Origin of the sequence: Streptomyces monashensis (genome assembly GCF_001866665.1) — a bacterium.
Classification (GTDB): Bacteria; Actinomycetota; Actinomycetes; order Streptomycetales; family Streptomycetaceae; genus Streptomyces; species Streptomyces monashensis.
The window spans coordinates 83,231-106,321 of the sequence record NZ_MLYO01000063.1; the positions used below are offsets into that span (position 1 = coordinate 83,231).

Consider the following 23,091-nt stretch of genomic DNA (forward strand, 5'->3'; position numbering starts at 1 on the left):
GTTCTGTGCTGATACAGCGAAGCTGATTGCCTAGAGTGACGAGATAAACACTAGCAGTAGCAATGCGGGAGGTTCCACAACGGACATCCATCCTGAGGCGGATATAGCCCCACAGAATCACCGGATGGGCGCCAACTGGCCGATAAAAGACCTGGATTGCCGGGCGGCGCGGGACGTCGCGGCATGCGGACCCGCGTCAGGTGCCGTACGGCACCGGTACCAACACGGGTGAATCGGGGGAAAGTTGCGTCAGGAGAACGCCGGCTCCGCGACCCGCGGCCGATCGCCCGCGGATACCGACACGATCATGTCCCGCAACGCCTCGGCATACCGCCGCACGTTCTTGTACGCGATGTCGGTGTCCGGGTAGCGGCAGGCGAACCACAGCCCCTCGTCCAGCCGGTTGATCCAGGCGCACACCTGGTCGCCGTACGACACCCGGAGCAGCCCGTACGCCTTCTGCTCGGTCCAGCGGGCCGAGCCGGGGATGAGGCGCGCGTCCACGTACGAGATGATCGAGTACATGTCCGGCGAGGTCGGCCGGAAGTCCGCACCCAGCAGGCGCAGCACCCGGGCCAGCGGGATGCGGGCCAGCGACCGGTTGGCCCGCAGTTCGGCGCGGACCGTGCCGAGCGCGCTCGCGAAGTCCGGTGCCGCGGGCACCTCGATCGGTGCGCCGCCGACGTACCAGCCCACGGAGTCCGACCACGCGGACTTCACCCGGGTGTGGAACGGCACGACCGTGCGGTAGACCGGCTGTCCGCCGAGTTCGTGGACGATCAGGCTGGTCGCCGCCAGGATGCCCACGAGGCTGCCGCCATAGGGCCGGCAGTGCGCCTCGAACGCCGCGGCGGCCTCCGCGTCGACGAGCGGCTCGCACAGCAGCTTCTGGGCGGGCAGCACACCATCGGGTCGCAGTCCGAGGTCGACGGGGAACTCCGGGAGCCTTCCGTCGCACCGGCCGATGAACTCCCGCCAGCGCGCGACGATCGCGTGCGTGTCGTCGATGCCGTCCGCGTTCGCCCGCTCCAGCTCGCAGAAGTCGACGTAACTGCCCACGGGCGTACCGGTGACGGGCCGGCCCGTGACGCCCGCCGTGTACAGCGTGTGGATCTCGTCCGGGATGCGCTGGAGGGAGTAGGCGTCGACGTTGGTGTGGTCGAAGGCCAGGTACACGCTGGTGGAGTCCTCGCGCACGACGGCCGCGTAGATGAAGTTCGGCCAGCCCAGCGCGTCCGCCGCGGTGTCGAACCGGTCCTGCAGGTAGCGGATCAGCGCCCCCGCGTCGGCGAAGTCGCCGACCACCTCGCGGCGCAGGGTCACGTCGTTCTCGTCGAGCGTGAACCGGTGCATGTCGTCCCCGGCCCATCTGAAGCCGCTGCGCAGCGTCTCGTGGCGCAGCATCCAGTCGCGCAACGCCTGTTCCAGCGCGTCGAGATCGGCGCGGCCCGGCAGGTCGAACGCCGCGCCGATCCACGTCGGCACGAACAGCCCGTCCTCCCGCACCGAACGTGCCGTTCTGATGTGCGACTCCTGGATGTACGCCGGCGGTCGCGGATCCGGCGGCAACGCCGCCGCGGCCGCGATGGTCGCCGGGCTGAGCGTCCACTCGACGAGCCGCCCGGGCCGGACCTCACAGCGCTGAATGTCAGAAACTCGCACAGTGGCGTCTCCTTCGCAGAAGACACCAGCTTGATCAAGGGGGCGCCGTACGCGAGCGGTGGTCGCTGTGTCGTCGGCTTTTCAGCGGGACGTGTGATGCCTCGAACGGAGAAGCGACCCCTCAACGGCCTTTGCCGGCATGGACTCTGCCCGCGTGGCGGTTTCCGTGGCACCGGAACGTCCTCACTCGTACCGGTAGATCCCGCTCATGTCCTCCAGTTCGGCCGGCGTGACGTCCCACGGCGGCAGCCTCTGGTCCCGGGCCACGACCCGGCCGTGCTGGACGTCACGCGCGCCCGGGGGCTCGGCGGGCAGATACCGGCCACCGGAGTGCCGTTGCTGCCAGCGGGTCCACTGCAGGTCGACGAAGGCGTGATGCAGCCAGAAGACGGGGTCGTTGGGGGAGGCGGCGCCGAGCATCACGCCGCCGACCCAGTGGTGCACCCGGTTGTGGTTGTGCCAGGAGACGCTGCCTCGGCCCTTCCCCCATCCCTCCAGCTTGTTGCGGAAGCCTTGGGTGACCGTCGAGTTCCAGGGCCAGACGTCGTAGACCGGGTCGGCCAGCGCGAATTCGACCTCGTCGCCGGTCGGCAGCTGGATCGGGCTGCGGGCGCGGCCGAGGTCGCGGGTGAGGTACTGCACGTCGGTCACACGGTCGGTGAGCCTCCAGTGCCCCGCCCGGTAGGCGAACGGGCCGGTCATCACCTGCCGGTCCGAGCGCCGTCCGGTGCCGCCGAGCAGGTCGTCGGTCCACGGGAGGGAGTTCGCCGTGCGGTCACGGGTCCAGTCCCAGTACGGCACGGTCACCGACGCGTCCACCCGGCGCAGCGCCCGCTCCAGTTCCAGCAGCAGTTTGCGGTGCCAGGGCAGGAAGGACGGCGTCATGTGGGCGGTACGCAGATGGTGTTCGCCGTCGGGCGAGTTGTGCGTGATGTGGATGTGCACGAACTCGTCGTATTCTCCACGGCGTTTGATCTCCAGCAGAGCGCTCACGAACCGCCGTCGCTCGGAGCGGGTCAGCCTGTTGACGTTCTTACGGGTGTACGCCATGCTCGCCCTCCTCGTGCACCGGCCCCGAGCGGCAGTGGTCGGCCCTGCGGCAGTCCGGTTCGTCGGCCGAACCGGTAACTGCCGGACGATCCTCCAGGTCACCGCGGTGCGGCCGGACCGGTGACACAGCAGTGCGGGGGCGCACTTCTCCGATTGGCATTCAGAAATGCTTTTTCTCCGGCCAGTTGGCGGAAGAGGTCAGGGGATGTCGCCCGGTCGCAGGTCCTGTTCGGTCCAGATCGTCTTGCCGCCGGAGGTGTAGCGGGTGCCCCAGTGGTGGGTCATCCGGGCGATGATGAACAGACCCCGGCCGCCCTCGTCGTCGCTCGCGGCGTGCCGCAGATGAGGGGAGGTGTGGCCGGTGTCGGAGACCTCGCAGATCAGGGCCCGGTCGCGGATCAGGCGTACCTGGATCGGACCGCCGACGTAGCGGATGGCGTTGGTGACGAGCTCACTGACGATGAGCTCCGTGGTGAACGCCAGATCGCCCAGCCCCCAGTCGCCGAGCTGCTTGGTGACGGCGGCGCGGATGGTGGCCACCGCCGCCGGTTCCGGGAGCACCGCCCATTCGACGTGCTGGTTCCGGTCGAGCAGACGCGTGCGGACCATGAGGAGCGTCGCGTCCACGTCCGCGGGCCCGGGCAGCAGGCCGGCCACCGCCCTGTCGCACCGCTCCTCCAGGGATCCCCGGCCGTCGGCCAGGACGCGGCACAGCCGGGCGAACCCGGCGTCGCGGCCGTCGGCCGCCTGGAGGAGGCCCTCCGTGAAGAGAGCGAGGAGACTGTCCGGCTCCAGGTCCAGTTCCGTGCTCCGGTACGGCAGGCCGCCGATGCCCAGCGGCGGGCCGGGCGGCAGCTCCGGACAGTCGGCGACGCCGGTGCGCGGTGGGACGACCGCCAGCCCCACCGGTTCCCCGGCCCGCGCCACGCCGCACTTCCCCGAGACGGGGTCGTACACCGCGTACAGGCAGCTCACGCCCAGGGCCGCGTCGGCGTGCGGCATCCGGCGGCCCGGGCCCCGGGGGCCTGCCCCGGCGTCGTGCGCGGTCTGCTCGACCAGGTCGGTCAGGCGGGACAGCAGCTCGTCCGGGCTCAGGTCCAGCCGGGCCAGCACGCGCACCCCCGTCCGCAGCCGCCCCATGGTGGCCGCGGCGCCCAGGCCGTGGCCGAGCACGTCGCCGACGACCAGGCCGATCCGGGTGCCCGACAAGGGAATGACGTCGTACCAGTCGCCGCCCACCCCGGACCTGTTGTCGGCGGGCACATAGCGGCTCGCCGATTCGACGGCGGCGTGCTGCGGCAGACGGCGCGGAAGCAGGCCCCGCTGGAGCTTGAGGGCCACGCCGTAGCCACGGGTGACCGCCGGCATCAGCAGGACACCGACCAGCAGGGCGCCCAGACCGAGGACGGTGACCCCGCCCGTCCTGCCGATCAGCGGCAGGTCGACGGCGGTCGTGCCGTACGCGGGATCCGCGTAGACGACGAAGGCGGCGTACAGGAACAGCAGGGCCATCATCAGGCCGCCGAGCCCGGGCAGTACGCCCTTGAAGACCAGGTCGCGGGCGCTGCGGGCGAGGATCTTGCGGTGGTACCAGAGGCAGGCGAAGCCCGTCACCCCGTACTGGAACGCGATCGCGAGACCGACCGAGTCGATCGAGTCGGCCAGGATGTTCCGGCTGAACGACGACAGCAGCACGAACAGGGCGATCGAGATCGCGCCCATGCCGAGGGTGCCCCAGGTCGGGGTGAGGAACCTGCGGTGGATCCGGGCGAACCGGGAGGGGACCGCCTTGTGGACCGCCATGGAGAAGACGGTCCTGGCCAGGGGCAGGATGGTGGTCTCGGCGGAGGCCAGGGCGGAGGTCAGCACCATGAGGATCAGCAGCCTCGACAGGAGCAGCCCCGTGCCGTGGCTTCCGAACACGGCCTCCCCCAGCCCGGACAGCACGTCGTCCGAGTTGTCGGTGTTGCCGAGTCCGATGCCCGAGGTGCCGACTCCCGCGAACGCCTGCACCGACGTGGACACCAGCGCGTACATGAGCAGGAGCAGCACGGTGGACATGACCGCGGCGCGTCCGGGGACGCGCGCGCTGTCGACGGTCTCCTCGTTGACCGAGAACGAGGTGTCCCAGCCCCAGTAGATGAAGACCCCCGCGAGGATGCCCGAGGTGAGGGCCTTCACCGAGGCCACCTCGAAGGGGTTGAACCAGGAGGCCGAGACATGGATCGCCGTCGCGGGCGGAGCGGTGTAGACCCTGACCAGCGCTGCGACGGCGAAGACGATCAGCACCACGACTTCCAGGCACAGCAGCCAGCGCTGGACGGCCGCCGAGAACTCGATGCCGACGTAGCAGATCGCGGTCAGTACGGCGATCCAGACGACCCCCGCCACCGTGGTCCACAGCCGGTTGTCCGCCAGCCCGTGCAGGCCCGCCAGCCGGAAGCCGTAGGCGGCGGCGATATGGGCGAGGTTCGCCATGACGATGACGTCGGCGACGACGATGCCCCAGCCGCCCATCCAGCCGATACGTGGTCCGAAGGCCCGGGTGGCCCAGGTGAAGGTGGTGCCGCAGTCGGCGTTGCTCGCGTTGAGCTCACGGAAGGCGTACGCGACCAGCAGCATCGGTATGAACGCCAGCATCGTGACGATCGGGGCCTGCAGTCCGACCCCGGCCACGATGACGCCCAGCGTGGCGGCCAGGCTGTATGCGGGACCGGCGGAGGCGAGCCCCATGGCCACGGAGGAGAACATGCCAAGGGCGTCGTTCCTGAGCCCCTTCCGGCCGGCCCCTGTCCCGGGGGCGGGGCGATCGACCGGGACGACGCCGCCGAAGTGCCTCACACTTGATTGCACCGCCGGGCGGCTGCCCTCCGCAACAGCTGCCCGGGCCGCTCAGGCCGGGCTCACCCCGCAGCGCGTCGCCACTCGCCGCACGGGCCGGAGGTCACCACTCACCGTGGTGACCGACCACCCGGAAGCTGCCCACGACGCCTTCCTCCCCGAACACGCCACCGGCACCGAGGACGCCTCCGCGGCCGAACACGCCCTCGTCACCGAAGACGCCTCCGTGGTCGCTGCGGGTCACCTCGCCAAACGTCTCGCCGTGGGGACCCACGGTGGTGACCGGAGCGCCGCCGTCACAGGTGAAGCCCCGGAACACCTCGACGGTCCTGCGGCTGTCGTTGAAGACGCTGAAGCTGCTGGAGCCGCTCACGGTGATGCAGCCCTCGGCGGAGGCGGAGTACGTACGTTCGTTGAAGTAGATCCTTCCGCCTCGCTCACGGCCGCGATCGCCCCCGTCACGGCCGTGGTCGCGTCCACCGCCGTCGCGGCCCTCGCCCTTCTCCCCGCCCGCTCCCCTGCCGCCCACGGGAACCGTGGGAGCCGCGGGAGGAGCGGCTCGGTGCACGGACCGGACCGCGTGGTGGACGGCGGAGGCCCTCGGGGCGGATCCGTCGGCCGAGGCGTAGGGGATGCCGGCGGCCACGAGGACGGTCACACCCACTCCGGTGCCGACCACAGCAAAGGTACGCGGAGACATGTCACTTCTCTCTGTCGCACGGACGTCGGCCGGGCGACCGATCTGCGACGAACGTACCGACAGCCCCGACAACCGGCATTTCAGGCAAATCACCCGTGTGACGGCGAGGGTCCGAACGGGTCGTCAGGCCGAGGCCGCCGGGAGCGGCTGTTCGGTCCAGATGGACTTGCCGGTTCGGGTGTGCCGGGTGCCCCAGCGCCGGCAGAGTGCGGAGATGAGCTGCAGGCCCCGGCCACCCTCGTCGGTGGCGGAGGTGTGGCGGATGTGCGGAGTGGTCAGGCTGGCGTCGGAGACCTCGCAGATCAGTGCGCGGCTGCGGAGCATGCGCAGCCGGACGGGGCCGCAGGCGTGCCGGACGACGTTCCCGACCAGCTCGCTGACCAGGAGTTCGGTGGTCATGATCAGGTCGTCGTCGACCAGGTCCCAGTCGGTGAGCTGGGCGCGGACCAGCTCACGGGCCTGGCCCGCCGCCATCGGGTCCTCCGGCAACGGCCACTCCGCGACGTTCTCCGCGTCCAGCGGGTGGGTACGGGCCAGCAGCAGGGCGGCGTCGTCCACCAGCGCGCCCTGGGCGGGGAGGAGAGCGGAGGTGAGGGAGGCGCAGAGGGCGTCCAGGCCGGACGCGTCCGCCCGTGAGGCCGGCATGGCGTTCACGGACTGGGAGAGGAGCTCGGCGAGGCGGCCCATGCCGGCCGTGACGTCCCGGTCCTTGCTCTCGACCAGGCCGTCGCTGTAGAGGGCGAGCAGGCTGTCGGCGGGCAGCAGGGTCTCGTGGCTCTCGAAGGGCGGAGCGGCCACCCCCAGCGGCGGGTCCGGGGTCATGGGCAGGAAGGTGACGGACCCGCCGGGGTGGGCCACCGCCGGGGGCGGATGACCGGCGCTGGCGTACGACAGACGTCGGCTCACCGGGTCGTAGATGCCGTACAGGCAGGTCGCGAAGGCGTCGTTGCCCAGGTCGCCGACGATGTCGTTGAGGTGACCGAGGATCTCGTCGGGCGGCAGCTCCAGCTCCGAAAGGGTGCGCACGGCCGTACGGAGCCCGCCCATCGTGGCGGCCTCGGCCATGCCGTGGCCCATGACATCACCGATCACGAGCGCCACCCGGGCCCCGGACAGCGGGATCACGTCGTACCAGTCGCCGCCGACGTCGGCCCCCTGCTTGGCCGGCTGGTAGCGCGCCGCCGTCGTCACCTCGGGCAGCTCGGGCAGTGCCCGCGGCAGCAGGCTGCGCTGGAGAGTACGGGCCCGGGTCGTCGCCTCGTCATAGAGCCCGGCCCGCTCCAGGGCCTGCGCGATCAGCCCGCTGAGCGCGGTCAGCAGCGTTCGCTCGTCGTCGTCCAGCACCCGCGGCCGGCCGAAGGAGAGCACCGCCGCGCCGATCTCGCGCCCCGACACCGCCAGCGGCAGAAAGGCCCACGCCTGCTTGCCGCCCTCCCGCATCAGCATCTCGGTCCTCGGGTATCGCTCCAGGAGCTCCTCCGGGGAGGAGACGAAGAGGGTGGTGCGGGTGCGCAGGGCGTCCCCCATCGGACCGCCGGCGTCCCGCACCGTCCACAGCCCGTCCAGCCGTCGGGTGAAGCGCTCGGAATACCCGCGGGAACCGACCACGGTCAGCCGGTCGCCGACCACCTCCAGCATCACGAGTCCGGTGGCCCCGAAGGGTGTCATCACGCCGTCGGCCACCGCCGCCATCACGTCCTGGGCCGTGACGGCCTCGGCCAGCTCCCGGGTGATCCCCTGCACCAGGGCCGCCCGCTCCGCCGCCGCCCGCTCCGCCGCCGCCCGCTCGCTCTCCCGCAGATGCCGCTCGGTGGTGTCGGTGATGTAGAGCGTCAGGCCCTGCGGCACCGGCACCAGCCGCAGGTGGTACCAGGACGCCCCGTCCGGCCCCGGTACGTCGAATCCGGCCGGCCGGCCCTCGGCGGCCGTGGCCCGGCACCGTTGCTCCAGCCCCGGCACGGCGTGCAGCGCGGGAATGTCCCAGAGCAGGGCTCCGGCCACGTCTCCCGCCGCGCCGAGGAGCCGCTCGGCGGCCTGGTTGAGAAATCCGACGCGCCAGTCCGTGTCGAGCGAGACGAAGCCGTCGCTCATGTGCCGCAGCGCCCGCCCCACCGACTCGGCGGCGGTGTGCGTCTCACTGCTGTCCCGGAGGGTGCCGATCACCTTCACCGGTGCCCCCTCGTCGTCCGTGAGCGTCCGGGCGCGGGCCTCGATCCAGAGGTACGTGCCGTCCTGACGCCGGATGCGGTACTCGTCCTGGAAGCCGCCGCGGAACTGGATGCCCATGTCGAAGCCGCTGACCGCCCCCGGCAGGTCGTCCGGGTGGATCAGCTCCGCCCACGCCTCGATGCCGCCGGCCATCACCTCCGGATCGATGCCGGCCAGCACCTCCTCGACAGGCCGGTCGGAGGTCAGCCTGCCGGTGCGCAGGTCCCAGGTGTACGTGAGGGACGGCGTCCCTTCCGCGTCCCGCGGGAGTGCCTCCCGTTCGGCATCCCACGGGGAGGTCTCCGGCAGTCCCGCCCCGCTCTCCAGGGCGTGCAACAGGGCGGAGGACGGACTGAGCATCCCGGACGACCGGAGCCGCTCGGACATCCATGCCGCCACCTCGCCCAGGAAGGCGCGCTCCGCCGCGCCGGGCCCGTCGCCCGGGGCGAAGAGGACCGAGAGCGCGCCCCGTCGTCGACCGCCCGGAATGGGGACGGCCAGGTGCGCGATGCCGGCGGGAACCCGGGAAGGCCACAGTGCGGCGGGGTCCCGGCCCGGCACCGGGTCGGGCGGGGCCAGGTCGGGCTGCCAGGCGGGGGTGTCCTCGCGGGCGGCCCTGCTGGGCGGCGCCGTGCCGCGTGCCGGGATGATCAGCCAGGGCCGGACCATCGACTCCGGCAGGCCGCTGTCGGCGACCAGGTAGAGGATGCCGCTCATGCCGCCGCCCGGGAGATGAACCATCCCGCCCAGGCCGCGCACCTCGGCCACCGCCTGCTGGAGCGCGGTCAGCAGCACATCGACATCGCGCCGGTCCTCGTCCACGGCGTCGAGCAGCCGCATCCGCAGGAGAGGCCGCTCCGCGGGTCGTACGGCCTGCACGGTCCCCGGGCCCTGCGGCTGGTGCGACGGGCGGGCGAAACCCGGCATGGACGGGACGGTGTCGTGCGCATCGCTGTCTCTGGAATCGACCACGGTCGACAGTCACCTCCGCTCGCCCACTGGGCCGCATGGGTTTCGGATGCGCACCTACGGCGATCTACCTCCGCAAAGCATCCTAGTCGGGACAACTTACGCGATTTCACCCACTCGGGGGAAACGCTCGCCTCGATCCCGTCCCTGGACCGCACTCCCGGTCGGACCGTGGCGGCCAGATCCGTTTCGGAGCAGAGGTCGTCACATCCATGGCCTCAGCCGTGGCCGAGGCAATCGGCAGCGGGCGGGGCGGCCCCCGCATCTCAGCCGGAAACCCGTACTCCGACACGACCGGGAACAGTGGCCGTGGTCTCGTGCTCTGCCCTATGAGGTTCGCCAGGCTGGGGCCGGGGCTGGTCCGGCGCCTGTGGGGCTGCCATCTTGTGATCATGAGGGCACATGTTCTGGAGGCCGGCGAGATCGATCGGCCTCCCTGGTCCTGGTGCACGGTGCCGGGCAGGGCGGCCGGATGTGGCGACGTCAGCTGGGAGCGTTGTCCGACGGCTTTCACGTCGTTGCACCTGATCTGCCGGGTTTCGGCGGCATGCCGGGCCCGTTCAGCTTGACGGCGGCGGTCGAATCCATCGCCGAGATCGCCCGACAGCTACGGCTGGTTCACCTGTGCGGCCATTCCCTTGGGGCGATCGTGGCCGCGCAGGTCGCAGCTGAGAACCCGGACCTCGTTGCCCGGTTGATGCTGTCCGGGGGGCCTGAGATCGCACCGGGCACGACGTCACAGCGACGGCTTCGGATGGAACGGCATCGCCCCGGCCGGCTGGTCCGGGCAATCTCCGACCTGCCCGATCGCAACGGATGGATCGACATGCTGGACGCTCTGCAGACGAGCGACCTCTCCCGTGTACTTCCTCAGATCACCGCGCCCACCCTTGTGCTGTGCGGAAAGCGGGATCGCGCCGGCCTGCCGGACGCCCGACGGACCGCGGCGGCCATCCCGGGAGCCCACCTGTCCGTGGTTCCGCACGCCGGGCATCTCCTGCCCGTGACGGCGCCGCATGCCTTCAATGCCATCGCCCGGGGATTCCTCAACGCGGAATGCCGACAGGCGCAGTGAGGGCGTCATGATGCAGTACTGTAACCGCAGGTCCGGTGGCTCAGTTTGGGAAGCTCCGATCATTGGCGGTCGGTTCTAGCCCTGGCCTGGGAGAAAATTCAGCCCGTGGTCCGTCCGGGCTGAGCCGCCTTCATCGTGGTTCCCCGCTGCTCCCCGCTCGTTCTGGTGCGGTAGTGGTGCAGAACTCGGCCGATCAGGACGTAATCACCTTCCCTGGCGCCGCGATATCAGGTGAAGACTGCGTTCTAGCGTTCTGTTTTTTGAAGCTTGCGCACGGACGCTTTCGCCACCTCTTGGAGCAGGTTGGGGTAATAACCGTCATGTGCGAATACCGTGATGGTGAGCGATACTGTGCCCACTCGCACCAGGCCAAGGGTCAGGCACTCACTCAGCCTGCTGGAAATCAGACCGACACGGGTAACGGTGGAATCGTCGCCCATCACCGGCAGTGTCAGGGGGGCCAAGTTCATGCGCTGTGTTCCATCTGTGAGATGGGGGCATCCCTTGGCGGAACTGCGAGTTTCGTTGATGACCCGCTGCGCATCGGCCGATGAGGCATGGCCGACCAACGAGACCCTGACGAGCATCGTTCCGGCGGTCGTGTCGGCAGTGAAGGCCCTACCCAGCTCGGAAGAGGGTCGGTAGGAGTCAGCGGATGCGTTGGAAGCGTTCAGGAATTCTGTGCAGACCGACCCTCCGGAGCTCGCTGTGAGCTTTCGACTCATGATCCCGGTGCTGTTCCGGGCTGTGTCAGCTCGCAGTCCCGGAACATCTGCGGCGGTTATCGCGGCAGCTTTGAGTTGGTTCTCCGTCATCGGCGTCTCACTCGCCACCGAAGGAGAAGCGGCACCTGTTGGTGAGCCGGTGAGGTTGGTGCTCGACTGCGTCGACCGCCTTGCGGCAGTTGGCGCAGGATTTTGGTGTGCCTGGGCCGTTCCGCTGCCACTGCTGCACGCCGACACCAGGACAATGCCCAGCGAGAGAACCGCTGCGCACGCAACGCGTCTGGCCTTGAGATCCACAGCCCCAACCCCTGGGTCATCAGTTCGATCAGCGCAGGCAGTGTAGCGGCCGTGACTCCTCAGTCCAGGGCACAGGATGCCGACCGGTGCCGGTGGCACGTCATGCCGCCGGACATTGTTGCCCCTGACAGGTCAAAAGGCGGCGGCGTGGGTCGGATCGCCGTCCCTCGCAGCCCGGTCGGCCGGAGGCCGCTCATGATGCGTACCTGCTCAACCCGCCACTAGCCCCAGCTCCCATCCCGTACGCCACCACGGACCCACGGCCGGGAACGGTGCCCCCTCCGTCCCGGTGCCGGCCGATCCCCCGCCGGAGGCAGGAGCGCAGGCCCGGCCGGGGCCGGGCCGCGCGCGGCGAGCGGAGCGAGCCGACTTGAAATCCAGCAGAGAAAGTTGTGACTCAGTCGGCTGCGTGGGGGCTGCATGGGGTTGAGCACTGCACAACGACGCCCACGGACTCACGCGCCACCGAACACCAACGAGCCCCCTCCCAACCAGGAAAGGGGGCTCGCGGGGCCAGGCGGTCGCGCACAGACCTGGAATGGGCCTCAGACCCACTCCACCTCGGAGACAATGTGTGGAGCTCGTCCAGGGACCGGCAGCGGTGTATGGGAGAGCACTGGCGGCGCCGACGGACGAGAGCTCGAAGCACCGGCCGCAGCCAACGCCGCAGCCACCTCCTCCTCGCTCACCCCCGCCAACGCCTCAACCACCCGATCGAGTGCCTCGCCCACCTCAGTGCGCGTGACCACTCGAAGCAGGCGCCGGACCTGCGTTCTTGACCGTCAGCGGCAGCAACTTCTTGCCGGTCGGGCCGATTTGAATGGCCGTGTCCATCTGCGGGCAGACGCCGCAGTCGAAGCACGGGGTCCAGCGGCAGTCGTCGACCTCCGTCTCGTCGAGGGCGTCCTGCCAGTCCTCCCAGAGCCAGTCCTTGTCCAGGCCGGAGTCGAGGTGGTCCCAGGGGAGGACTTCCTCGTAGGAGCGCTCGCGCGTCGTGTACCAGTCGACGTCCACGCCGAAGGGGACCAGGGCCTTGTCGGCGCAGGCCATCCAGCGGTCGTAGGAGAAGTGCTCGCGCCAGCCGTCGAAGCGGCCGCCATCGTCGTAGACCGCGCGGATCACGGCGCCGATGCGGCGGTCGCCGCGGGAGAGGAGGCCTTCGACGATGCCCGGCTTGCCGTCGTGGTAGCGGAAGCCGATCGAGCGGCCGTACTTCTTGTCGCCGCGGATCTTGTCACGAAGCTTGGCCAGGCGGGCGTCCGTCTCCTCCGCGGAGAGCTGCGGGGCCCACTGGAACGGCGTGTGGGGCTTGGGGACGAAGCCGCCGATCGAGACCGTGCAGCGGATGTCGTTCGAGCCCGAGACCTCGCGGCCCTTCTGGATGACGTGTGTCGCCATGTCGGCGATCTGGAGGACGTCGTCGTCGGTCTCGGTGGGCAGGCCGCACATGAAGTAGAGCTTCACCTGGCGCCAGCCGTTGCCGTAGGCCGTCGCGACCGTCCGGATGAGGTCCTCTTCCGAGACCATCTTGTTGATGACCTTGCGCATGCGCTCCGAACCGCCCTCGGGGGCGAAGGTCAGGCCGGAGCGGCGGCCGTTGCGGGTCAGCTCGTTCGCCAGGTCGACGTTGAAGGCGTCGACCCGGGTGGAGGGGAGCGAGAGGCCGATCTTGTCGTCCGTGTAGCGGTCCGCCAGGCCCTTGGCGATGTCGCCGATCTCCGAGTGGTCCGCGGAGGAGAGGGAGAGGAGGCCCACCTCCTCGAAACCCGTCGCCTTCAGGCCCTTGTCGACCATGTCGCCGATGCCCGTGATCGAGCGCTCGCGCACCGGGCGGGTGATCATGCCCGCCTGGCAGAAGCGGCAGCCGCGCGTGCAGCCGCGGAAGATCTCGACCGACATGCGCTCGTGGACCGTCTCGGCCAGGGGGACGAGGGGCTGCTTGGGGTACGGCCACTCGTCGAGGTCCATGACGGTGTGCTTCGACACGCGCCAGGGGACACCGCTCTTGTTCGGGACCACGCGGGCGATGCGGCCGTCCGGGAGGTACTCGACGTCGTAGAACGCCGGGATGTAGACCGCTCCGGTCTTCGCGAGGCGGAAGAGGACCTCCTCGCGGCCGCCCGGGCGGCCCTCCGCCTTCCACTGACGGATGATCTTCGTCATGTCGAGGACGGCCTGCTCGCCGTCGCCGATGATCGCCGCGTCGATGAAGTCCGCGATCGGCTCGGGGTTGAAGGCCGCGTGGCCGCCCGCGAGGACGATCGGGTCGTCGATGGTGCGGTCCTTGGACTCCAGCGGGATGCCCGCCAGGTCCAGCGCCGTCAGCATGTTGGTGTAGCCCAGCTCCGTGGAGAAGGACAGGCCGAACACGTCGAAGGCCTTCACCGGGCGGTGGCTGTCGACCGTGAACTGCGGGAGGCGGTGCTCGCGCATCAGCGCCTCCAGGTCCGGCCACACGCTGTACGTGCGCTCGGCGAGGACGCCGTCCTGCTCGTTGAGCACCTCGTAGAGGATCATGACGCCCTGGTTGGGCAGACCGACCTCGTACGCGTCCGGGTACATGAGCGCCCAGCGGACGTCGCAGCTGTCCCACTCCTTGACGGTGGAGTTCAGCTCGCCGCCCACGTACTGGATCGGCTTCTGCACATGCGGGAGCAGGGCTTCGAGCTGCGGGAACACCGACTCGACAGACATCGGGGGAACCTTTGTGAGCTGACAGGGGTGACCATCAAGCGTAACCCGACCGGACGGCCTCCCCGAACGCTCAGCCGGAGGTCCGGTGCGTGATCTCCCGCCACAGGCCGGGCAGCTCCGCCTCCGCGGCCGCCGCCCGCGCCTCCTCCCTGCCGTACAGCAGTCCGTACGTGAACCCGCTCTCCCCCGCCCCGTGCGCCACCGCGGCCAGCTCGCGAAGCGTCCGGCGGGCCATGACGCTGTCCTGGTGCTCGCCGAGGAGGGTCGTGAGGGACTTCATGTCCTTGGTGAGGGCGCGGGCCGACTTGCCGAGGGCCTCGGTGGCCGCCTCGGCCGCGTACCGGGTGCGCTTGGCCTTCTTGCGGGCCTCGTGCACGGCGACGTCGCGCTCCTGGCCGGGCGGGGCGTCGAGCGCCTGCCCGATCAGGTCGGACAAGGTCGCCAGGTCCTTGCGTACGGCCTTGTCGAGCACCTTCTGCGGCGGCTTGCCGGCTGCGGGGCGCAGAGGTGGGGCGGTGAGGAGGGTGTCCAGGGTGTCCAGCAGGGTCAGATGGCGGCGGGAGTCCAGGACGCCGGTGAGATGGCCGTGCGCGCTGCCGTGCCGGGCCTCGGCCCAGGAGGCGAGGCGGGCTCGGACCGGGCCGGTGACGAGCTCGGGCGGGAGGGCGTCGAGGGCGGTCGTCAGGCGGTCGGCCAGCACCTCCTGGTCGCGGTCGACGCCCAGCTCGCCCGCGAGCCACTTCAGCTCCACGCCGACGGTGTCGGTGACGCTCCGGTCGAGGACCGAGCGGAAGCTGCGCAGGGTGCTGCGGGCGCGGCGGGTGGCGACCCGCATACGGTGCACCGAGTCGGGCACGTCACGGCGGACGGCGGGGTCCAGTTCGACCAGTACGTCCCGCTGGGCGCGGAGGTAGGCGAGGACGTGGTCGCCTGCCGTCACCGGCGGTCGTGCGGCCTTGCTCCGCTGTCCGGTCTCGCTCTTCCGGTGCTCCCGGCCCGAGGTCTGCTCCAGGGCGCGGGCGAGCTTCGACGGCGACGTCGAGGGGTGTACGCCGGCCTTGCGCAGCCGCTTCTCCACCTGGTCCAGGAAGGCGGGGTCGCCGTCGTCGGCCAGCTCCACCTCGATCTCGGTCCACTGGGCGGCCCCGCCCTTGCCGGCGAGCCGCTCCGCGGTCACGGAGTCGACGCTCGCCTCGGCCAGCAGTACGCCGTCGGCGTCGAGCAGATGCCGGACGTCGCGTACGGAGCGGAGGCGGACCAGGGGGATCAGCTCGGCGTCCCTGACCCGGGAACGGACCAGGGCGGCCAGCTCCTCGGGGAGGGTGTCGGAGAGCGGGGCGCGGATCTCGTCGCGGACCCCGGGAGCGACCGGGAGCTTCAGGTGCCAGCCGGCGTCCGAGCCGCCGGTGCGGCGGCGCAGGGTGAGGGAGGCTGTGGCCAGGCGTTCGTCGGCGGTGTCGTAGTAGACGGCGTCGAGGTCGACCACGCCCTTGTCGAGCACGGCCGCCACTCCGCCGACGCCGGTCAGGTCGGGCAGCCCACTGTCGTCGGATTCGTACTTGCGCTCGATCTCGCGTTTCGCATCCGCCATGGACCGAATCTAGTGCGGCGCGGGCCGAAGCGGCAGGGGCCGCCCCGGGTGAATGGCGGGAAAACTCCCGTCCTCCACCCGGAAAACGACCTCACGCCGACATGGGTCTCTGCACCTTGATCGACTGGAGCAGCCCGACGGCCACCCAGACGGCGAACATCGACGAGCCGCCGTACGACACGAACGGCAGCGGCAGGCCGGTGACCGGCATGATGCCGAGGGTCATGCCGATGTTCTCGAAGGACTGGAAGGCGAACCAGGCGACGATCCCGGCGGCCACCACCGTGCCGTACAGCTCCGTCGAGTCGCGGGCGATGCGGCAGGCCCGCCACAGGATCAGCCCCACCAGGGCGATGATCAGGCCCGCGCCGAGGAAGCCCAGCTCCTCCCCCGCGACCGTGAAGACGAAGTCCGTCTGCTGCTCGGGCACGAACTGACCGGTGGTCTGCGAGCCGTGGAACAGGCCCTGCCCGGCCAGACCGCCGGAACCGATGGCGATCCGGGCCTGGTTGGTGTTGTAGCCCACGCCCGCCGGGTCCAGGTTCGGGTTGGCGAAGGCCGCGAAGCGGTTGATCTGGTACTGGTCCAGGATGTGCAGCTGCCAGATGGCGACGCAGCCGATCACGCCGACGGTGAGCAGGCCGAACACCCAGCGGTTGGAGGCACCGGACGCCAGCAGGATGCCCAGGATGATGGCCACCATGGCCAGCACCGAGCCGAGGTCCGGCATCAGCAGCAGGATCATGCACGGTACGGCCGCGAGGCCGAGGGACTGGGCCACGGTGCGGTGGTCCGGGTACGTCTTGTCGCCCGCGTCGACCCGCGTGGCCAGCATCATCGCCATGCCGAGGATGATCGCGACCTTGAGGAACTCGGCGGGCTGGATCGAGAAGCCGCCGATCACGATCCAGTTGCGCTGGCCGTTGATGGTGGCGCCGAGCGGGGTGAGGACCACGAGCGCCAGCAGGACCGACAGGCCGTAGAGGATCGGCACGGCGTTGCGCAGGGCACGGTGGCCCAGCCAGATCGTGCCGATCATCAGGGCGAACCCGATGCCGAGGTTCATCAGATGGCGGACCAGGAAGTAGTACGGGTCGCCCTGGTTGATCTCCGTGCGGTTGCGGGTCGCCGAGAACACCAGCAGCGAGCCCAGCAGGGACAGCGCGAGCGCGGCGAGGAGTATCGGCCAGTCCAGCCGGCGGGCCAGCGAGTCGCGGGCGAAGAGCCTGGTCCAGCCGGCCCGCGCCGGGCCGTACCCGGAGACGGAGAAGCTGTGGCCGGTCATGCGGGCATCCGCCGCCTTCCCCGCTTCGGGATACGTCGTGGCCGCCTGCGGGTGTTGCGGTTGCCCGTGGTGGGCGAGGGCGAGGTGGCGGGCTGCTGGTCGGTGCCGTTGCTCGGGTTGTTCTGCTGCGAGGCCTCGGCGTCCTTGCCGGGGTCGCCGGTGACCTTCGGGGCGGCGATGGTGCCGTCCGGGCGCACCTTCGGCAGGGTCTTCTGCGGCTCCGGCAGCAGTGCCTTCCTGGTGTCGACGGAACCGTCGCCCTGGACGCCGTAGAGCGCGCTGTAGATGTTGCGCACGGCCTCACCGGCGGCTCCTGAACCCGTACCGGCCTGGGAGATCGTCATGATCACCGAGTAGTCCTTGGAGTACGTGGCCAGCCAGCCGGTGGTCTGCTTGCCGTAGACCTCGGCCGTACCGGTCTTGCCGTGCAGCTGGATCTTGTTCTGCGGCCAGCCGTTGAACTTCCACGCCGCCGTACCGCGTGTGATGACACCTGCGAAGGCGTCGTTCATGCCGTTGAGGGTGGCCTGGCTGACCGGGAGCTTGCGCGCGACCTTGGGCTTGATCTCCTGGACGGTCCTGCCGTCGGGGCTGATGACCGCCTTGCCGATGGTCGGGACGTACTCGGTGCCGCCGTTGGCGACGGCGCCGTAGATCATCGCCTCCTGGATCGGCGTGACGAGCGTGTCGCCCTGGCCGATGGAGTAGTTGATCTCGTCACCCTCGCGCATCTTGTTGCCTTCGAGGCAGTTCTCGTAATAGATCTTCTGGACGTAGGAGCCGTCCTTCTTGCCGTACTTGCACCAGACGTCCTTGTTGGCCTTCCAGTAGTCGAGCTTCCACTGGCGGTCGGGGACGCGGCCGGTGACCTCGTTGGGCAGGTCGACGCCGGTCTCCTTGCCGAGGCCGAACTGGTGGGCCGTCCTGAAGAACCAGTCCTTCGGCTGGCCCTTCTTGGGGTTGATGCCGCCGTCCTTCTTCCACTCGTTGTCGCCGAGGCCGTAGAAGACGGTGTCGCAGGAGACCTCCAGGGCGCGACCGAGGGAGATCGGGCCGAAGTTCTCCCCCTCGAAGTTCTTGAAGACCTGGCCGCCGACGGAGTAGGAGCTGGTGCAGGGGTAGCCGCCGTCCCAGGCGTAGCCGGCCTGGACCGCGGCGGCCGTGGAGACCACCTTGAACGTCGAACCGGGGGCCGCCTGACCCTGTATGGCCCGGTTGAGCAGCGGGTAGTCGGAGTCCTTGCCGGTGAGGGCCTTGTAGTCCTTGGCGGAGATGCCGCCCACCCAGACGTTCGGGTCGTAGGTCGGCGCCGAGGCCATGGCGACGATCCGGCCGGTCTTGGCCTCCATGACGATGACAGCGCCGGAGTCGGCCTTGAAGTTCTCGCCGGTGTTCTTGTCGAACTGCTGGCGGGCGGCCTTCATGGCCTTGTCCAGCTCGTACTCGGCGACGCGCTGCACCCGGGAGTCGATGCTGGTGACCAGGTTGGAACCCGACTCGGGCGGTGTCGCCTTGGCCTTGCCGATGACCCGGCCGAGGTTGTCCACCTCGTAGCGGGTCACGCCGGCCTTGCCGCGCAGTTCCTTGTCGTACTCCCGCTCCAGGCCGGAGCGGCCGACCATGTCGGAGCGCAGGTAGGGCGATTCGCTGTTCTTGGCCTGCTGGATCTCGGCGTCGGTGACGGGCGAGAGATAGCCGAGCACCTGGGCGGTGTTGGAGCTGCCCGGGCCGGGGTAGCTGCGCACGGCCTCGGGCTCGGCGCTGATGCCGGGGTAGTCCTCGGAGGCCTCGCGGATCTGCAGGGCCTGCCGGGGCGTGGCCTTGTCGGTGATCGGGATCGGCTGGTACGGCGAGCCGTTCCAGCACGGCTGGGGGGTCTTGGCGTCGCACAGCCGGACCTTCTGCATGACCTCCTCGGGCTTCATGCCGAGGACGCCGGCCAGCTTGGTGAGGACGGCCTTGCCGTCGTGCGGCTGCTTGAGCAGGTCGGTGCGGGAGGCGGAGACGACCAGGCGGGTCTCGTTGTCGGCGAGGGGAACGCCCCGGGCGTCCAGGATGTCGCCGCGCACGGCGGGGTCCACGACCTGCTGGACGTGGTTGCCGGACGCCTCCTTCTGGTACTGCGCGCCCTCGCGGATCTGGAGGTACCACAGGCGGCCGCCGAGCGTGCCGAGGAGGGAGAGGACGAGGATCTGGATCACGACGAGCCGGATCTGGACCCGTGGGGTCCGACCGGTCTCGGGGATGTTGGTCACTGCGGCTGCCTCCCCCTCTCAGAGCACAAATGCGCGTACGCGTACGAATGATGAACGATCAGTCTGTGAACGCGCGTTCCGCGAAAGCTGACTCGTTCGGGTGAACTCGGCGCCGCTCACAGCCGCTTGACCCCCTTGATCCGGCCGACCCGGGTCGTGCGGGTGCGGGCCTTGGCCTTGAGCACGCCGAGGCCGCCGCGCTGGTTGCCGATGCGCAGCCCGGTGCCGGACGAGAGCCAGCCCGAGGTGACGTCCCCGGCCTTGGCGGCGGGGCCGGTCTCGGTCAGCGGGTCGTTGTCGGCGCGGCGGGCCAGCCACATGATCGCGGGGACCACGAACGGGGCGAGCAGCAGGTCGTACAGGGCGGCCGAGATCAGCAGGCCGGGCAGGCCGACGTGGCGCGCGGCGGTGTCGCCGACCAGGGCGCCCACGCCCGCGTACAGCAGCGTGGAACCGATGGCGGCGGCCACCACGACGGCCATCGGGCCGGTCGCCGACTTCAGCCGGCCGTTCTCCGGCCTGATCAGCCCGGCGAAGTAGCCGGTGACGCACAGGACGAGCGCGTAGCGGCCGGCGGCGTGGTCGGCGGGCGGGGCGAGGTCGGCGAGCAGGCCGGCGCCGAAGCCGACGAGGGCGCCGCCGACATGGCCGTACACCATGGCGAGGCCGAGGACGGTGAGCAGCAGCAGGTCGGGGACGGCACCCGGCAGATGCAGGCGGGCGAGGACGCTCACCTGGATCACCAGGGCCACGACGACCAGCGCGCTGGAGAGCAGGATCCGGTTGAAGCGCATGGGAAGTCAGCTCCTAGTGCTGCTGGCCGGTCGAGTCGGACGCGTTGGCCGAGGGGGTCACCGTGACGGTGACCGTCGGCGTCGGAACCGGCTTGGGCTGGGCCGGGAGCACGGTGTCCCGCGGGTCCTTCTTCGGGCCCTCGACGACCACACCGACGATGTCGAGCTTGGTGAAGCCGACGTACGGGGTGACGTAGATCGTGCGGGTCAGGCCGCCGTTGGACGGGTCGACCCGGGAGACCACGCCGACCGGCACGCCCGGCACGAACGGGCGGTCGTTCTGCGAGCCGAAGGTGACGAGGCGGTCGCCCTTGTGCACCTCCGCCTTGCCGTCGAGCAGTTCGACGCGCAGCGGGCGGTCGCCCTGGCCGGAGGCGAAGCCGAGTTCGTCGCTGCCCTCCATCCGCGTGCCCACGGTGAAGTCGGGGTCGTTGGCGAGCAGGACGGTGGAGGTGTCCGGGCCGACGGTGGTGACCCGGCCGACCAGTCCGTCGCCGTTGAGGACGGTCATGTCCCGCTTGATGCCGTCGTTGGCGCCGGCGTCGATGGTGACGGTCCAGGAGAAGCCCTGCGCCGACCCTATGGCGATGACCTGGGCGCCCTTGATGCCGTACTGGCCCTCGCCGGCGATCTTCAGCATCTTGTCGAGCTGGTTCAGCCGGCTGCGGTTGCGGTCGTCGCTGCCCAGCTTCGCCTTGAGGGCCGCGTTCTCCTTCTCCAGGGCGGCCAGGCGGTTGTGGCGGGTGCCGGAGTCACGGATCGCGGAGACGGCGTTGCCGACGGGATCGACCGCCGAGGACAGGCCGTTCTCCACGGGGCCGAACACCGCGGCCGCGGCCTGCCGGGCACCGTCGACCGGGGAATTCCGACCCCCTCGGATGTCCACCGTGATCAGCGCGAACGCGATGGCGACCAGCAGGACCAGGAGCAGCCGGCTCTCTTTCGTGTCCCTCACGTGCTGCGGCCGTGCCCTTCCTCGATAGGAATTCGGAAGCCCCTTTGCGGCGGTGTGCGAAACGCAAACCGAAGGGGCCCGTTCAGGGGAGCTTATGCCTCTATATCAACGATCCGCCGTACGAGAGGAGTATGTCCCGTACGGCGGAATCGAAGAGTTACGTCATCTGCGCGGCTGGGCGTCCAGCACCTGCTGGAGCGCCTCGAACTCCTCGACACACTTGCCGGAGCCGAGCGCCACGCTGTCCAGCGGGTCCTCGGCGATGTGGATGGGCATGCCGGTCTCCCGGCGCAGCCGCTCGTCGAGACCGCGCAGCAGGGCTCCGCCGCCGGTCAGAACGATTCCCCGGTCCATGATGTCGCCGGACAGCTCCGGCGGGCACTTGTCGAGGGTCGTCTTGACCGCGTCCACGATCGCGTTGACCGGTTCCTCGATCGCCTTGCGGACCTCGGCGGCCGAGATGACGACGGTCTTGGGCAGCCCGGAGACCAGGTCCCGGCCGCGCACTTCGGTGTGCTCGTCAGCGTCGAGGTCGTACGCCGAGCCGATCGTGATCTTGATCTGCTCGGCCGTGCGCTCGCCCAGCAGAAGGCTGTACTCCTTCTTGATGTACTGGATGATCGCGTTGTCCAGCTCGTCGCCCGCGACGCGGATGGACTGGGCGGTGACGATGCCGCCGAGCGAGATGACCGCGACCTCCGTGGTGCCGCCGCCGATGTCCACCACCATGTTGCCCGTGGCCTCGTGGACCGGCAGGCCGGAGCCGATGGCGGCGGCCATGGGCTCCTCGATGATGTGCACCTGGCGGGCGCCGGCCTGGGTGGACGCCTCGATCACGGCGCGGCGCTCGACGCCCGTGATGCCCGAGGGCACACAGACGACGACCCGCGGCCTGGCGAGATACCGCCGCTTGTGGATCTTCAGGATGAAGTAGCGGAGCATCCGCTCGGTGATCTCGAAGTCGGCGATCACACCGTCCTTCAGCGGACGGACGGCCACGATGTTGCCCGGCGTCCGGCCGATCATCTTCTTCGCTTCGGCACCGACCGCGAGGATCCCACCCGTGTTGGTGTTGATCGCGACGACGGACGGCTCGTTCAGTACGATCCCGCGACCCCTGACGTACACCAGCGTGTTGGCGGTCCCGAGGTCGACAGCCATGTCACGGCCGATGAACGACATTGAGTTCCCCATCCGGATTCATCTGGCCTTCCTGTGCTTCTGAGGGCATATCAGGTCGGCGAGGCGGGTGCTGTGACGTGAAGGCTTCCATCGTAAACGCGCCTGCACGGCCACTGCGCGAGGGTCTCCGCCATTGTCACCAGATGGCGGGCCGCCTCGCCTGTGGAGACGGTCCATCGGAGGCACGCGTTCCCCCGATCGGCAAGGCATATGCCAAGGGACGGCCGGAAATATACGGCCGCCCCTGGTCGCGTGTCGTCGAACCGGTCCGGAATCGAGCTGACACTCCGTCAGAAAATTTAGCGAAAACTCCTCGCGAGGTTCAGGCGCGGCCCGTCACGCCCGGCCCGGGAAGAAGATCTTCACCTCGCGCTCGGCGGACTCCTCGGAGTCGGACGCGTGGATCAGGTTCTCCCGGACGATCACGCCGTAGTCACCGCGGACGGAGCCCGGCGCGGCGGCGATCGGGTCGGTCGGGCCGGCGAGCGCGCGCACGCCCTCGATGACCCGCTCGCCCTCGACGATCAGCGCGACGACCGGACCCGAGGACATGAACGCGACCAGCGGCTCGTAGAAGGGCTTGCCCTTGTGCTCGCCGTAGTGCTGCTCCAGGGTCTCCTGGTCCAGGGTCCGCAGCTCCAGCGCGGTGATCTGCCAGCCGGCCTTGCGCTCGATACGGCTGATGATCTCGCCGGTCAGGCCACGACGGACGGCGTCGGGCTTGAGCAGGACGAGGGTGCGCTGGGTCACGAGGTGCTCCTTACAACTGACGTGTGCGGTGGGACGAGGCTACAGGGCGTGTCCGTGC

Annotated in this window: 15 protein-coding genes; 1 reads left to right on the forward strand and 14 read right to left on the reverse strand. The window is 69.9% G+C overall.

Features of this window, described 5'->3' with window-relative positions; genetic code table 11:
- Positions 1–249 precede the first annotated feature (249 nt).
- The 5 genes from BIV23_RS33580 to BIV23_RS33600 all read right to left on the reverse strand — a co-directional run bounded on the left by BIV23_RS33580 (position 250) and on the right by BIV23_RS33600 (position 9,433).
- Positions 250–1,662, reverse strand: coding sequence for a condensation domain-containing protein (locus BIV23_RS33580; RefSeq protein ID WP_071384765.1), 1,413 nt, complete (start codon positions 1,660–1,662; stop codon positions 250–252).
- Positions 1,663–1,845: 183 nt separating this feature from the next.
- On the reverse strand, positions 1,846–2,712 hold the full coding sequence (locus BIV23_RS33585; protein ID WP_071384766.1) for a tyrosinase family protein: 867 nt from the start codon (positions 2,710–2,712) through the stop codon (positions 1,846–1,848).
- Positions 2,713–2,910: 198 nt separating this feature from the next.
- Positions 2,911–5,463 (reverse strand): amino acid permease, encoded by a 2,553-nt coding sequence (locus BIV23_RS52520; RefSeq protein WP_071384767.1) that lies wholly within the window; start codon positions 5,461–5,463, stop codon positions 2,911–2,913.
- A gap of 193 nt (positions 5,464–5,656) precedes the next feature.
- Positions 5,657–6,253, reverse strand: coding sequence for a hypothetical protein (locus BIV23_RS33595; RefSeq protein ID WP_143079162.1), 597 nt, complete (start codon positions 6,251–6,253; stop codon positions 5,657–5,659).
- 123 nt (positions 6,254–6,376) lie between these two features.
- Complete coding sequence (locus tag BIV23_RS33600) at positions 6,377–9,433, reverse strand: SpoIIE family protein phosphatase (protein WP_245790772.1); 3,057 nt, start codon at positions 9,431–9,433, stop codon at positions 6,377–6,379.
- A 46-nt stretch (positions 9,434–9,479) separates the two neighbouring features.
- Between BIV23_RS33600 and BIV23_RS53335 the strand changes: the two genes are divergently transcribed.
- Positions 9,480–10,505: an alpha/beta fold hydrolase gene (locus BIV23_RS53335; RefSeq protein WP_281250183.1), complete on the forward strand. Its 1,026-nt coding sequence runs from the start codon at positions 9,480–9,482 to the stop codon at positions 10,503–10,505.
- Between the two features lie 245 nt (positions 10,506–10,750).
- Here BIV23_RS53335 and BIV23_RS49830 read toward each other — a convergent pair whose 3' ends face one another.
- From BIV23_RS49830 to ndk, 9 genes are all read right to left on the reverse strand, one after another.
- Positions 10,751–11,320, reverse strand: coding sequence for a hypothetical protein (locus BIV23_RS49830; RefSeq protein ID WP_143079164.1), 570 nt, complete (start codon positions 11,318–11,320; stop codon positions 10,751–10,753).
- 939 nt (positions 11,321–12,259) lie between these two features.
- Entirely contained in the window at positions 12,260–14,221 is a 1,962-nt protein-coding gene (locus BIV23_RS33610) for a TIGR03960 family B12-binding radical SAM protein (protein ID WP_071384770.1), read from the reverse strand.
- A gap of 70 nt (positions 14,222–14,291) precedes the next feature.
- Positions 14,292–15,812, reverse strand: coding sequence for a CYTH and CHAD domain-containing protein (locus BIV23_RS33615; RefSeq protein WP_071384771.1), 1,521 nt, complete (start codon positions 15,810–15,812; stop codon positions 14,292–14,294).
- 91 nt (positions 15,813–15,903) lie between these two features.
- The gene (gene rodA, locus BIV23_RS33620; RefSeq protein ID WP_071384772.1) at positions 15,904–17,097 is read right to left on the reverse strand and encodes a rod shape-determining protein RodA; all 1,194 of its coding nucleotides are present in this window, start codon (positions 17,095–17,097) and stop codon (positions 15,904–15,906) included.
- Entirely contained in the window at positions 17,094–19,352 is a 2,259-nt protein-coding gene (gene mrdA, locus BIV23_RS33625) for a penicillin-binding protein 2 (RefSeq protein ID WP_071384773.1), read from the reverse strand. The genes rodA and mrdA overlap by 4 nt, the downstream gene beginning before the upstream one ends.
- A 116-nt stretch (positions 19,353–19,468) precedes the next feature.
- Entirely contained in the window at positions 19,469–20,146 is a 678-nt protein-coding gene (gene mreD, locus BIV23_RS33630) for a rod shape-determining protein MreD (RefSeq protein WP_071384774.1), read from the reverse strand.
- A gap of 13 nt (positions 20,147–20,159) precedes the next feature.
- Positions 20,160–21,101: a rod shape-determining protein MreC gene (gene mreC / locus BIV23_RS33635; RefSeq protein WP_071384775.1), complete on the reverse strand. Its 942-nt coding sequence runs from the start codon at positions 21,099–21,101 to the stop codon at positions 20,160–20,162.
- Positions 21,102–21,263: 162 nt separating this feature from the next.
- The gene (locus BIV23_RS33640) at positions 21,264–22,283 is read right to left on the reverse strand and encodes a rod shape-determining protein (RefSeq protein ID WP_071374336.1); all 1,020 of its coding nucleotides are present in this window, start codon (positions 22,281–22,283) and stop codon (positions 21,264–21,266) included.
- Between the two features lie 336 nt (positions 22,284–22,619).
- Positions 22,620–23,033, reverse strand: a complete 414-nt coding sequence (gene ndk, locus BIV23_RS33645; protein ID WP_071384776.1) for a nucleoside-diphosphate kinase — start codon at positions 23,031–23,033, stop codon at positions 22,620–22,622.
- Between the last annotated feature and the right edge of the window lie 58 nt (positions 23,034–23,091).

Bases quoted from the DNA above. Each gene is read 5' to 3' on its own strand.
- BIV23_RS52520 (WP_071384767.1), bottom strand. From the start codon at position 5,463: ATGTTCTCCTCCGTGGCCATGGGGCTCGCCTCCGCCGGTCCCGCATAC.
- BIV23_RS33640 (WP_071374336.1), bottom strand. From the start codon at position 22,283: ATGTCGTTCATCGGCCGTGACATGGCTGTCGACCTCGGGACCGCCAAC.
- BIV23_RS33610 (WP_071384770.1), bottom strand. From the start codon at position 14,221: ATGTCTGTCGAGTCGGTGTTCCCGCAGCTCGAAGCCCTGCTCCCGCAT.
- BIV23_RS53335 (WP_281250183.1), top strand. From the start codon at position 9,480: ATGCGCACCTACGGCGATCTACCTCCGCAAAGCATCCTAGTCGGGACA.
- BIV23_RS33595 (WP_143079162.1), bottom strand. From the start codon at position 6,253: ATGTCTCCGCGTACCTTTGCTGTGGTCGGCACCGGAGTGGGTGTGACC.
- BIV23_RS33585 (WP_071384766.1), bottom strand. From the start codon at position 2,712: ATGGCGTACACCCGTAAGAACGTCAACAGGCTGACCCGCTCCGAGCGA.
- BIV23_RS33615 (WP_071384771.1), bottom strand. From the start codon at position 15,812: ATGGCGGATGCGAAACGCGAGATCGAGCGCAAGTACGAATCCGACGAC.
- mreD (WP_071384774.1), bottom strand. From the start codon at position 20,146: ATGCGCTTCAACCGGATCCTGCTCTCCAGCGCGCTGGTCGTCGTGGCC.
- BIV23_RS49830 (WP_143079164.1), bottom strand. From the start codon at position 11,320: ATGACGGAGAACCAACTCAAAGCTGCCGCGATAACCGCCGCAGATGTT.
- rodA (WP_071384772.1), bottom strand. From the start codon at position 17,097: ATGACCGGCCACAGCTTCTCCGTCTCCGGGTACGGCCCGGCGCGGGCC.